This is a genomic window from Klebsiella sp. K4, from assembly GCF_014596785.2.
In the GTDB taxonomy this organism is placed as follows: domain Bacteria; phylum Pseudomonadota; class Gammaproteobacteria; order Enterobacterales; family Enterobacteriaceae; genus Klebsiella; species Klebsiella pneumoniae.
The window spans coordinates 3,526,777-3,539,096 of sequence record NZ_CP115021.1; the positions used below are offsets into that span (position 1 = coordinate 3,526,777).

The following is a 12,320-nucleotide window of genomic DNA, read 5'->3' on the forward strand; positions in this document are numbered from 1 at the left end:
CTTCTGACTGGCATTTTTATTTCTCGCCCCGCCTATTCTCGCGCCAGGGCATCCACCGGATCGAGCCGCGCCGCGTTGCGCGCAGGCAGCCAACCAAACAGCACCCCGGTCAGCGTCGAACAGAGAAACGCCGTCAGCAGCGCCAGCGGAGAAAAACCAATCTCCCAGCCGGGGAGAAACAGCTGTAAAATAAAGGCGATCATCAGCGACAATGCTACGCCCAGCGCGCCACCGACCAGGCAAACCAGCACCGCTTCAATGAGAAACTGCTGCAGCACATCGCTGGCCCGGGCGCCAACCGCCATGCGGATGCCGATCTCCCGGGTTCGTTCGGTCACCGACACCAGCATAATATTCATTACGCCAATCCCGCCGACCACCAGGGCAATCACCGCCACCAATGTCAGGAACAGCTGTAAGGTATGTGTGGTCCTTTCGGCGGTTTTCAAGACGCTGTCCATATTCCAGGTGAATACATCTTTTTTACCATGCCGCAGCTCCAGCAGACGCAGCAGCTGTTTCTCTGCGGTTTCACTGTCGTAGCCTTCATGAACGCGCACAGTGATGGAGTTCAGCCACGACTGGCCCATTACTCTTCCCGCCATGGTGGTGTAGGGCAACCAGACGCGGAGAATTTTGCTGCTGCCGAACATCGACTGCTTTTCATCCGCAACGCCAATCACCGTGGCCGGCATATTGCCCACCAGAATCACCTCTCCCACCACTTTCGCTTTATTGGGAAACAGCTGCCGACGGGTATTGCTGTCGAGCACTACCACCTGTGCCCGACTGTTGAGCTGCAGTTCATTGAAGGTATTACCTTCGCTAAAGGTCATGCCGTAGACATTAAAATACTGCGGACCGACCCCCTCCGCGCTGGCGGCAACGTCAATATTGTTGGCGCGCAGGCGCAGGCTTTTTGAAACCGCTGGCGTGGCGGAGCGCACCCACGGCTGCTTCTGGATCGCCAGCAAATCGTCATACTTCAGCGCCTGCTGATAGCGCGGGTCGTCGTCGCCAAAATCCTTACCAGGATATACATCAATGGTATTGGTGCCGATGGCGCGAATATCTGCCAGCACCATCTGCTTGGCGGCATCCCCCACCACCACGATCGACACCACCGAGGCAATACCGATAATAATGCCGAGCATGGTCAGCAGGGTACGCATTTTATTCGCCGCCATCGCTCGCCAGGCCATCACCAGCGCTTCGCGAAAGCCGCTGGTAAACTGACGCCACGCCGAAGGCTCCGCCTGCGGACGGGCGCGCAGTCCGCCGCCCTGGCGGCTGGCGGGCGGGTTGCGGACGATCTCGCCATCGCGGATCTCGACGATCCGCTCCGCCTGAGCGGCGACCTGCGGATCGTGGGTCACAATGATGACCGTGTGCCCCTGCGCTTTTAGCTGGTGCAGGATCGCCATTACCTCTTCGCCGGAATGGCTGTCCAGCGCGCCGGTCGGTTCATCAGCGAGGATCACCTCCCCGCCATTCATCAGGGCGCGGGCGATACTGACCCGCTGCTGCTGACCGCCAGACAACTGTGACGGTTGATAGTCGGCGCGCTCGCCCAGCCCCAGCCGCACCAGCAGCTCATGAGCGCGCGCCAGGCGCGCGCGCCGTTCACTGCCGGCATACACCGCCGGCACTTCGACATTCTGCGCGGCGGTCAGATGGGACAGCAGATGGTAGCGTTGAAAGATAAAGCCAAAGTGTTCCCGCCGCAGACGGGCCAGCGCATCGCCATCCAGCTGCGCGATATCGGTTCCCGCCACCCGATAGGTGCCGCTGGTGGGTTTGTCGAGGCAGCCAAGGATATTCATCAGCGTCGATTTTCCCGAGCCGGAGGCCCCGACGATCGCCACCATCTCACCCGCATGGATGCTGAGGGTGATCCCCTTCAGGACCTCAACGCTGCCGTCGCCGGAAGGATAGCTGCGACGTATATCTCGCAGCTCAAGCAGCGCCGTCATTTTGCCGCCCCGCTCGCGCTCTCGCCGACGATCACTTCGTCGCCCTCTTCCAGACCTTGCACCACTGCGACGTCGGTATCATTGCGGGCGCCAATGATAACCTCACGCTCTTTGACCTCACCGGTGCGCAACAGTCGAACGTGGTAGCGGTTATCGCCTACCGCGTCGCCCAGGGCGCTCAGCGGGATAGTAATCACGTTCTTCACCTCAGCCAGCTGAATGTGCACTTGCGCGGTCATGTCGAGGCGCAGGATCCCCTGCGGGTTCGGTACCTCGAAGCGGGCATAATAGAAGATGGCGTCATTCACTTTTTCCGGCGTCGGCAGAATGTCTTTCAGTTTACCTTCATAACGGGTAAGCGGGTCGCCCAGCACGGTAAACCACGCTTTTTGCCCAGGTCTGAGGTGGATGACATCCGCTTCAGAGACCTGCGCTTTAACCAGCATGGTGCTGAGATCTGCCAGCGTCAGAATGTTAGGCGCCTGCTGGGCGGCGATCACTGTCTGTCCCTGCAGGGTGGTAATTTGCGTCACTTCGCCGGCCATCGGCGCCAGGATCCGCGTGTAATCGAGGTTGGTCTTCGCCGTATCGAGCGTCGCCTGGTTACGCTTTATTTGCGCTTCAATAGTGCCGATCTGCGCCTGTTTCACCGCCAAATCGGTGGCCGCGGTATCAAGGTCCTGCCGCGAGACCAGTTGGCGCTGCGCCAGCTGCTGCTGACGGGCCAGAGTCACTTGCGCCAGTTTGCTCTCCGCGCGCGCCTGATTGAGCTGGGCGCGCAGCTCCATGAGCGTCGCTTCCACCTCTTTAATCTGGTTTTGCGCCTGCTCCGGATCGATAACCCCCAGCAACTGATCCTTTTTAACCTTATCGCCAATATTGACGTGCAGCGTTTTCAGCTGTCCGCTGACCTGGGCGCCGACGTCAACTTTTCGCAGGGCATCCAGTTTGCCGGTGGCCAGCACGCTCTGCTGGAGATCCCCTTTGCGAACTACCAGCGTCTGGTAGTTCGGCAGCGGCGCATTGAGGATCCGCCATCCCCAGATAGCCAGCCCCAGCACAACGATCGCCAACAGCCACCAGACGGTCCTGCGTTTTCCCTTCACTTTCATATTCCGATTCCTGCTGTTTCCCTGCCGCTCCAGGCGGTGATTCTATCGAAACCCGTTGGCAACAGGACACCCATTTTTCTCGTCAATGAGGTTTTGTTTAGCTGCCGGAGAGCTTTGTGCCGCCGTAAATGACGACGGCGGTGAGATTAATCGGCACGACCGCGGGCTAGCCACAGCACCCGTGAGAACATTTTCTTCAGCAGCGTCGGCACAGCGTCCACGCCACGGCGGCCGGCCTCCATCGCCACCTCAATCGCCAGGTCCGGCTTGGATGAGCGATGGATGGCTTTGGTGATCACCCGCCGCATATTCATCGGGACATTATCCGGGATCTGCGCCACCCGATGATAAACGTCATCAAATCCCTGACGATACATAAAGTGTTCCATATCCAGCGCCGGCAGACTGGTCAGATGGTCGCGCTCCAGCTCGCGATCGTTATTAAGCAGACCTCGTACCGTCGCGGCATATTTTTTCCCCGCCTCATCGCCGTCCACCAGCACGTGCCACTGGATCCCCATCCGGCGGGCAAATTTGATCAATGGCTTCAGGCCGGACTGGGCGAATTCGATCACCTTAACCCCTTCAGCATCAAAATGATGACCGCACTGCCGGGCCAGTTCGTTGATAACCCAGGTTTCCGTCTCTCCCTCCACCAGCAGCCAGCAGCGGGCGAAGAGCGATGAGGCGCGATTGAAGCGGATGTGAAAAGCAATGCGCCGGCTCTCTTCGGCATTCATTCCGCCCGGCCCCAACCGCCACGCCGATACCCGCGTCGACTCACGCACCAGCCGGCAGACCTGCTCTACCGGCGTCAGGGACAGCAGCTCTCCGGAGTTGGTGGTGGTCACACGCTGCAGCGGCAACAAATTCAGCAGGTGCCAGGCGACGGAAAGCATGATCGGATGCAGACGGGTCTCGGGATCTTCAATCAACAGCAGCGGTCGCGCGTCGCGATCGAGGCGCACCGTCCCTTTCGCCTGCAGGAGGGTGGCAAACAGCCCCAGCAGGATCACCCGATGGCTGCGCCCGCCGGGCTTGTCGATCATCCGGTTGATAATATCCAGATAACGCCAACTGCGCTGTTCATCATGGGAGCGCCGCCGCATCAGGCGATGCCGCGTCTGAGCGCTGCTTTGCTCGGCAAAGTAATGCTCAAGCAGTTGCACCATGGCCGATAGCCCCTGACGGATCTGACCGTCCGATAAATTTTGCGGATGGCTGACCAGTTCGCGGGAGAGAAAATCCAGCTGACGGGCGGTGATCTCTATCTGCGGCGAGTGCGGTACCGTCCCGTTATGGATGCGGCGCATAAAGCGCGCATCGCGCAGGCGCAGCACCGGCATCAAACGCACCAGGTGTCGGGCCAGCTCATCAATCTCCTCCAGCACCAACGCTTCGCCTTCACCATCGATAAAGCTCCGCAGGGTCATCACGCTGTCATCTTCGGCGAGCTCGCCCTCCAGGCGATAGAACACCCGGTGATACCCGTCATCGCAAGGCACCCAGCAGCGCTGAAGCGGACGGAAACGCCGGACCCGATGGCGGCCTGGCTCCGTTTCGCGGAAGGTCAGGATAATATGCAAATGGTGTTCGCGCCCCTGGATGTCGCCCGGGGGAAACCAGAAATCATCGCGAACAAAGTGATAAAGATCGAACTCCGGCGACAAAAGCAGGGTCAGCGCATCAAGCAGACTGGACTTCCCCCACGCGTTCTCCCCGATCAGGACGTTATTTTGCTCCAGCATCAACGACAAACGATTGATACCGCGAAAACCGACGATTTCTACGCGCTCAAGAAGCATATCCCCTCCGCTACACCACCACTCTCCTTCAGTAATCAACAGTATAGCGAGGGCGGAGGCAAGATGACACTCTGCTTAATCGCATCCGTGGCTCATATTCAGCGGATTAAATATATTCATAAAATTACTCACTTATCGCCTATTACCGACTGTTGATTATTCATCAAGCAAAATAGTTTTATTTCAGGCGTTATGATCTACACTATTGATAATCTTCCATGGATAAAGGAAAGGCTAAACTGGCAAAAGGAATCCACTCACCTTGCCCTAAATCAAATAATATCAATATATTTAACTGGCTCCGGGATGGCGATTATCTCTAGAATAACGCCGCTTTATTTTTATCGTCATCCCTTATCACGATAAATAAAGACCGGCACGGTCCGCTCGTGCGCGTAAACAATTTAATTGAGGTGGTTATGTTCAGAAAATTAGCAGCCGAATGCTTCGGCACCTTCTGGCTTGTATTTGGCGGCTGCGGTAGCGCCGTGCTCGCCGCGGCTTTCCCCGAGCTTGGTATTGGTTTTGCCGGCGTCGCGCTGGCATTTGGCTTAACGGTATTAACCATGGCGTTTGCGGTCGGCCATATTTCCGGGGGGCATTTCAACCCGGCGGTCACCTTAGGCCTGTGGGCCGGCGGCCGTTTTCCGGCAAAAGAGGTCATTGGCTATATTATCGCTCAGGTGGTCGGCGGAATTATTGCCGCGGCGGTGCTGTACGTGGTTGCCAGCGGTAAAGCCGGCTTTGATGCCGCCGCCAGTGGCTTCGCCTCCAACGGCTATGGCGAACACTCCCCGGGCGGCTTCTCCATGCTGTCGGCTATCGTCATTGAAATTGTCCTGACCTGCGGCTTCCTGCTGGTTATTCATGGCGCGACCGATAAACATGCGCCGGCGGGCTTTGCCCCCATCGCCATCGGCCTGGCGCTGACCCTCATCCATTTGATCAGCATTCCAGTCACCAACACCTCGGTCAACCCGGCGCGCAGCACCGCGGTGGCAATTTTCCAGGGCGGCTGGGCGCTGCAGCAGCTGTGGCTGTTCTGGGTCATGCCAATCGTCGGCGGGATCCTCGGCGGCGTGCTGTATCGCACCCTGCTGGAAAAACGCGATTAACGCTTTTCAAAGCCCGGGTCTCCGGGCTTTTTCTTTCTGGCGACAGCTTTACTCGGCCCGGTGATTTGGGTAGTGTCATGGGCGCTATTCTCATCATGCAAGGGCTGCATCGTTCATGTTTTCGGGACTCTTTATTATTCTGTTGCCGCTGGTCGTCGGCTATTTACTGCCTCTTCGTCACTCCTCCGCGCTAAAGCTGATAAACCGCATGCTCAGCTGGATTGTCTATGTAATCCTTTTTTTTATGGGTATCAGCCTGGCGTTCCTCGACAATCTGGCCAGCAACCTGCTGGCAATATTGCATTACGCCGCGGTGAGCGTGGTTATCATTTTACTGTGTAATATCGCCGCCCTGCTGTGGCTGGAAAGTAAAATGCCATGGCGCAGTCAGCATCGTCAGGAGAAATTACCCTCGCGCCTGGCCATGGCCCTGGAATCGCTGCAGCTGTGCGGTGTGGTCGTGCTCGGTTTTCTGCTCGGTCTGACCAGACTGCCTTTTTTACAGCACGCGACAGAAGCCAGCGAATATACGTTGATCTTTCTCCTGTTCCTCGTCGGTATCCAATTACGCAATAATGGAATGAGTCTGCGACAAATAGTCCTTAACCGCCGGGGAATGATCGTCGCCGTGGTGGTTACGGCCAGTTCATTACTCGGCGGGATACTTAACGCCTTTATTCTCGGTCTGCCGTTAAAGACCGGTCTGGCAATGGCCAGCGGTTTCGGCTGGTATTCGCTCTCCGGTATTTTACTCACCGAATCCTTTGGCCCGGTCATCGGTAGCGCGGCGTTCTTTAACGATCTCTGTCGCGAGCTGCTGGCCATCATGTTAATTCCGGGCCTTATTCGCCGCAGCCGCTCCACGGCGCTGGGGCTGTGCGGCGCCACCTCGATGGACTTCACCTTACCGGTACTGCAGCGTTCCGGCGGCGTCGAAATCGTCCCTGCCGCCATCGTGCACGGTTTTCTGCTTAGTTTGCTGGTCCCGATCCTGATCGCCTTTTTTACCGCCTGAGCACCCGCTGGCGGCAGCCCTCCTGCCGCCAAATTTGCGCTAAATCAATCTCCCTTTAAGTTGTCTGAGAAATACCTTTTCACCCGTTGCCGCGCGGCATAACCTTAAACATGTATATCAAATATAACTTTAAAGGTGTGACCATGTTTTGTGTGCAATGTGAACAAACCATTCGTACCCCAGCCGGCAACGGCTGCTCTTACGCGCAGGGGATGTGCGGTAAAACAGCGGAAACCTCGGACCTGCAGGATCTGCTGATTGCGTCACTGCAAGGCCTGTCCGCCTGGGCGCTTAAAGCGCGCGAATATGGCATTATCGATCATCAGGTCGACAGCTTTGCCCCCCGCGCCTTCTTCTCCACCCTGACTAACGTTAACTTCGATTCCCCGCGCATCGTCGGCTACGCCCGCCAGGCAATTGCCTTGCGTGAGGCGCTGAAAGCGCAATGCCTGGCGATCGATGCCAGCGCCGCGGTCGACAGCCCGGTCGCCGACCTGCAGCTGGTCAGCGACGATCTGGGCGACCTGCAGCGTCAGGCGGCGGACTATACCCCGAATAAAGATAAAGCCGCCATCGGCGAAAATATTCTCGGTCTGCGCCTGCTGTGCCTGTACGGTCTGAAGGGTGCGGCGGCCTATATGGAGCACGCCCACGTGCTCGGCCAGTACGACAACGCTATCTATGCCCAGTACCATAAAATCATGGCATGGCTGGGCACCTGGCCTGCGGATATGAATGCGCTGCTCGAATGTTCGATGGAAATCGGCCAGATGAACTTCAAAGTGATGAGCATCCTCGACGCCGGTGAAACGACCAAATACGGCCATCCGACGCCGACTCAGGTCAACGTTAAAGCCACCGAAGGGAAGTGCATCCTGATCTCCGGCCACGATCTGAAGGATCTGTATAACCTGCTGGAGCAGACGGAAGGCACCGGCGTCAACGTCTATACTCATGGCGAAATGCTGCCGGCTCACGGCTATCCGGAGCTGCGTAAATTCAAACATCTGATTGGCAACTACGGCAGCGGCTGGCAAAACCAGCAGGTGGAGTTCGCCCGCTTCCCGGGCCCCATCGTGATGACCTCTAACTGCATCATCGACCCGACCGTCGGCGCCTACGACGACCGCATCTGGACTCGCAGCATCGTCGGCTGGCCGGGTGTGAACCATCTGGAAGGTGAAGACTTCTCCCCGGTCATTGCCCAGGCGCAGCAGATGACGGGCTTCCCGTACAGCGAAATCCCGCATCTGATCACCGTCGGCTTTGGCCGTCAGACCCTGCTTGGCGCGGCGGATACGCTGATCGATCTGGTCAGTCGTGAAAAACTGCGCCATATCTTCCTCGTCGGCGGCTGCGACGGCGCCCGCGGGGAGCGTAACTACTTCACCGATTTCGCCACCAGCGTGCCGGATGACTGCCTGATCCTGACCCTGGCCTGTGGCAAATACCGCTTCAACAAACTGGACTTTGGCGATATCGAAGGGCTGCCGCGCCTGGTCGACGCCGGGCAGTGTAATGACGCTTACTCGGCGATTATTCTGGCGGTCACGCTGGCGGAGAAACTAGGCTGTGGCGTCAACGATCTGCCGCTGTCGCTGGTGCTCTCCTGGTTCGAACAGAAAGCGATCGTCATCCTGCTGACGCTGCTGTCGCTGGGTGTGAAAAACATCGTCACCGGTCCGACGGCGCCTGGTTTCTTCACCCCGGATCTGCTGGCGGTCCTCAATGAGAAGTTTGGTCTGCGTTCCGTGACCACCGTGGAACAAGATATGCAGCAGCTGCTGAGCGCTTAAGGAGTCCCTGATGACTATGCCAACCTCCCAGTGCCCGTGGCGGATGCAGGTTCACCACATTCACCAGGAAACCCCGGACGTGTGGACCCTTTCGCTGCTGTGCCACGATTACTATCCGTACCGCGCTGGCCAGTACGCTCTGGTTAGCGTGCGTAACTCGGCGGAAACGCTGCGCGCCTATACCCTCTCCTCGACGCCGGGGGTCAGCGAATACATTACGCTGACCGTTCGCCGTATTGACGAGGGTACGGGTTCGCAGTGGTTGACCCGCGAGGTCAAACGCGGTGATTACCTTTGGCTGTCCGATGCGATGGGCGAGTTTACCTGCGACGATAAAGCGGAAGATAAATTCCTGCTGCTGGCCGCCGGTTGCGGCGTGACACCGATCATGGCGATGCGCCGCTGGCTGGCTAAGCATCGACCGCAGGCCGACGTACAGGTGATTTATAACGTGCGTTCGCCGGAAGATGTAATCTTTGCCGAAGAGTGGCGCAACTACCCGGTCACCCTGGTAGCGGAGCACAACGCGACGCACGGTTTTGTCGCCGGCCGTCTGACCCGGGAGCTGCTGCAGAGCGTGCCGGATTTAGCCAGCCGCACCGTGATGACCTGCGGCCCGGCGCCTTATATGGAGAAGGTCGAGCAGGATGTTGCCGCCCTGGGCGTCACCCGCTTCTTTAAGGAAAAATTCTTCACCCCGGTGGCTGAGGCCGCCACCAGCGGGCTGAAATTTACTAAACTGCAGCCGGCGCGCGAGTTTTACGCGCCGGTGGGCACCACGCTGCTCGACGCGCTGGAGAGCAATAAAGTGCCGGTGACCGTCGCCTGCCGCGCCGGCGTCTGCGGCTGCTGCAAAACCAAAGTGGTTTCCGGGAAGTACAGCGTCACCAGCACCATGACGCTGACCGACGCCGAAATCGCCGACGGCTATGTGCTGGCCTGCTCCTGTCATCCGCAGAGCGATCTGGTTCTCGCCTGAGGTCAAAATCCCCGGTGGCGCTACCGCTTACCGGGGCTACAGCGCTGTGCGATTTGGTAGCCCGGAGAAGGCGCAATGCGCCGCCTCCGGGAAAATCCCTGGCGACAATAAACAAACGCTCAGGCGACATGAGATAAACGCTTTCCCGGACTGAAAAAATTGCAAATCGCCAACAGTATCGACTTTACGCCCCAGGACGAATGAGGCATTTTTACCGCCAGGCCGACTGACCGGCCAGCGAATAACGCCCCGCGCCGAGTAGCGCAATCGCCAGTGCGCCAACAAAGAAATAGACCAGATTCTCAATGGCCCACGCTCCCACCGCATCAAGCGCAAACGTCTTATCTAAGCCGACCATCAGCCACGCCACCACCATGGTGAACGCCAGCACCAACGCCGCCGGGCGGGTCAGGACGCCGAGAATTAACAAGCAGGGAGCGACCACTTCCCCCACCAGCACACCGTAGGCGATAAACCCGGGCAATCCCTGCGCCGCCAGCATCCCGCTAATGCCATCCACACCATCTATCAGCTTATGGATTCCATGGAAAAGCATTAAGCCGCCGACGGCAAGTCGTAACAAGAGTTTACCGGCGTCATCATGCGACAGCCTGCGATTTACTGTGTTTAACAATCCTTTAACCATTTGATGTGCATCCTGTTTTGCATCCTGTGTACTTCCAGAGTATGCGCAGCCGGAGAGGAATAAAACCAGCAAAAAATCAGGGGTAATCGGTTACATTGCGGTCAGTTTCATCTAAGCTTGAAGGCGTTATCAAAAAAAGGAGATGGAGATCATGAAACAGACCGTGGCGGCATACATTGCCAAAACGCTGGAACAGGCCGGCGTGAAACGTATCTGGGGCGTCACCGGAGATTCCCTCAATGGATTGAGCGATAGCCTTAACCGCATGGGCACCATCGACTGGATGCCCACCCGGCACGAAGAGGTCGCCGCTTTCGCCGCTGGCGCGGAAGCGCAGCTGACCGGCGAGCTGGCGGTCTGCGCCGGCTCCTGCGGACCGGGCAACCTGCACCTGATTAACGGTTTGTTTGACTGTCATCGCAACCATGTCCCGGTGCTGGCCATCGCCGCCCACATCCCATCCAGCGAAATCGGCAGCGGCTATTTTCAGGAAACCCATCCTCAGGAGCTGTTCCGCGAGTGCAGCCATTACTGCGAACTGGTCTCCACGCCGGAGCAGATCCCGCAGGTGCTGGCAGTGGCGATGCGTAAGGCAGTGATTAACCGCGGCGTCTCGGTGGTGGTGTTGCCCGGCGATGTGGCGCTGAAGGCCGCCCCGGAAAGCGCCAGCAGCCACTGGTATCATGCGCCGCTGCCGACGGTCACCCCGGCGGAAGAAGAGCTGCGCAAGCTGGCGCAGCTTATTCGCTACTCCAGCAATATCGCGCTCATGTGCGGCAGCGGTTGCGCCGGCGCCCACCAGGAACTGGTGGAGTTCGCAGCCAAAATTAAAGCCCCCATCGTCCACGCCCTGCGCGGCAAAGAGCACGTGGAGTACGACAACCCGTACGATGTGGGCATGACCGGGCTGATTGGCTTCTCCTCTGGCTTCCACACCATGATGAACGCCGATACCCTGATCCTGCTGGGCACCCAGTTCCCCTATCGCGCCTTCTACCCAACCGACGCGAAAATTATCCAGATCGACATCAACCCCGGCAGCATCGGCGCACACAGTAAGGTCGACATGGCGCTGGTGGGCGATATTAAATCGACGCTGAAGGCGCTGCTGCCGCTGCTGGAAGAGAAAACCGATCGCCACTTCCTCGATAAGGCGCTGGAGCACTATCGCGACGCGCGAAAAGGGCTCGACGATCTGGCTAAACCCAGCGATAAAGCCATTCACCCGCAATATCTGGCGCAGCAGATCAGTCATTTTGCCGATGAAGATGCCATTTTCACCTGTGATGTCGGCACCCCGACCGTCTGGGCGGCACGCTATCTCAAAATGAATGGTAAACGCCGCCTGCTGGGCTCGTTCAACCACGGCTCAATGGCCAACGCCATGCCGCAGGCCATCGGCGCCAAGGCCACTGCGCCGGAGCGGCAGGTAGTGGCCATGTGCGGCGACGGCGGGTTCAGCATGCTGATGGGCGATTTTCTGTCGCTGGCGCAGATGAAGCTGCCGGTGAAGATTGTCATCTTTAACAACAGCGTGCTGGGCTTCGTGGCGATGGAAATGAAGGCCGGGGGCTATCTCACCGACGGTACGGAGCTCCACGATACCAACTTCGCCCGCATCGCCGAGGCCTGCGGTATCAAAGGTATACGCGTTGAAAAAGCCTCCGAGGTGGATGAAGCGCTGCAGACCGCCTTCCGCACCGACGGTCCGGTGCTGGTCGACGTCGTCGTCGCCAAAGAGGAACTGGCGATCCCGCCGCAGATCAAGCTGGAGCAGGCCAAAGGCTTTAGCCTGTATATGCTGCGGGCGATCATCAGCGGGCGCGGCGATGAGGTCATCGAACTGGCGAAAACCAACTGGCTCAGGTAAAACAGAAGC

At 58.3% G+C, this 12,320-nt stretch carries 9 protein-coding genes; 5 read left to right on the forward strand and 4 right to left on the reverse strand.

The features are described 5' to 3' along the window. Window positions 1-32 precede the first annotated feature (32 nt). From macB to IB144_RS17630, 3 genes are all read right to left on the reverse strand, one after another. Window positions 33-1,973, reverse strand: a complete 1,941-nt coding sequence (macB, locus tag IB144_RS17620; protein WP_004150848.1) for a macrolide ABC transporter ATP-binding protein/permease MacB — start codon at window positions 1,971-1,973, stop codon at window positions 33-35. Next, a complete protein-coding gene (macA, locus tag IB144_RS17625) occupies window positions 1,970-3,085 on the reverse strand; it encodes a macrolide transporter subunit MacA (protein ID WP_002896440.1) in 1,116 nt (371 codons plus the stop codon). The genes macB and macA overlap by 4 nt, the downstream gene beginning before the upstream one ends. Window positions 3,086-3,231: 146 nt before the next feature. Beyond that, window positions 3,232-4,890 carry an ATP-dependent endonuclease gene (locus IB144_RS17630; protein ID WP_004176693.1) on the reverse strand — a complete coding sequence of 553 codons (1,659 nt, stop codon included), beginning with the start codon at window positions 4,888-4,890 and terminating at the stop codon, window positions 3,232-3,234. A gap of 419 nt (window positions 4,891-5,309) precedes the next feature. Here IB144_RS17630 and aqpZ point away from each other — a divergent pair, with 419 nt between their 5' ends. The 4 genes from aqpZ (at window position 5,310) to hcr (ending at window position 9,795) form a co-directional block, all read left to right on the forward strand. Beyond that, entirely contained in the window at window positions 5,310-6,005 is a 696-nt protein-coding gene (gene aqpZ / locus IB144_RS17635) for an aquaporin Z (RefSeq protein WP_002896434.1), read from the forward strand. Window positions 6,006-6,120: 115 nt separating this feature from the next. After that, window positions 6,121-7,020 (forward strand): lysine exporter LysO family protein, encoded by a 900-nt coding sequence (locus IB144_RS17640; protein ID WP_004147773.1) that lies wholly within the window; start codon window positions 6,121-6,123, stop codon window positions 7,018-7,020. Between the two features lie 143 nt (window positions 7,021-7,163). Further along, the gene (gene hcp, locus IB144_RS17645; protein ID WP_023283510.1) at window positions 7,164-8,816 is read left to right on the forward strand and encodes a hydroxylamine reductase; all 1,653 of its coding nucleotides are present in this window, start codon (window positions 7,164-7,166) and stop codon (window positions 8,814-8,816) included. Between the two features lie 10 nt (window positions 8,817-8,826). Next, window positions 8,827-9,795 carry an NADH oxidoreductase gene (gene hcr / locus IB144_RS17650; RefSeq protein ID WP_004147771.1) on the forward strand — a complete coding sequence of 323 codons (969 nt, stop codon included), beginning with the start codon at window positions 8,827-8,829 and terminating at the stop codon, window positions 9,793-9,795. 211 nt (window positions 9,796-10,006) lie between these two features. Here hcr and IB144_RS17655 read toward each other — a convergent pair whose 3' ends face one another. Further along, complete coding sequence (locus IB144_RS17655) at window positions 10,007-10,441, reverse strand: DoxX family protein (protein WP_002896408.1); 435 nt, start codon at window positions 10,439-10,441, stop codon at window positions 10,007-10,009. A 151-nt stretch (window positions 10,442-10,592) separates the two neighbouring features. Between IB144_RS17655 and poxB the strand changes: the two genes are divergently transcribed. Continuing rightward, a complete protein-coding gene (poxB, locus tag IB144_RS17660) occupies window positions 10,593-12,311 on the forward strand; it encodes a ubiquinone-dependent pyruvate dehydrogenase (RefSeq protein WP_004176700.1) in 1,719 nt (572 codons plus the stop codon). Window positions 12,312-12,320: the final 9 nt, after the last annotated feature.

What these genes read in the sequence shown, in the direction of transcription:
- IB144_RS17630 (WP_004176693.1), bottom strand. Translation starts at nt 4,890, where the DNA reads ATGCTTCTTGAGCGCGTAGAAATCGTCGGTTTTCGCGGTATCAATCGT.
- aqpZ (WP_002896434.1), top strand. Translation starts at nt 5,310, where the DNA reads ATGTTCAGAAAATTAGCAGCCGAATGCTTCGGCACCTTCTGGCTTGTA.
- poxB (WP_004176700.1), top strand. Translation starts at nt 10,593, where the DNA reads ATGAAACAGACCGTGGCGGCATACATTGCCAAAACGCTGGAACAGGCC.
- hcr (WP_004147771.1), top strand. Translation starts at nt 8,827, where the DNA reads ATGACTATGCCAACCTCCCAGTGCCCGTGGCGGATGCAGGTTCACCAC.
- hcp (WP_023283510.1), top strand. Translation starts at nt 7,164, where the DNA reads ATGTTTTGTGTGCAATGTGAACAAACCATTCGTACCCCAGCCGGCAAC.
- macA (WP_002896440.1), bottom strand. Translation starts at nt 3,085, where the DNA reads ATGAAAGTGAAGGGAAAACGCAGGACCGTCTGGTGGCTGTTGGCGATC.
- macB (WP_004150848.1), bottom strand. Translation starts at nt 1,973, where the DNA reads ATGACGGCGCTGCTTGAGCTGCGAGATATACGTCGCAGCTATCCTTCC.
- IB144_RS17640 (WP_004147773.1), top strand. Translation starts at nt 6,121, where the DNA reads ATGTTTTCGGGACTCTTTATTATTCTGTTGCCGCTGGTCGTCGGCTAT.
- IB144_RS17655 (WP_002896408.1), bottom strand. Translation starts at nt 10,441, where the DNA reads ATGGTTAAAGGATTGTTAAACACAGTAAATCGCAGGCTGTCGCATGAT.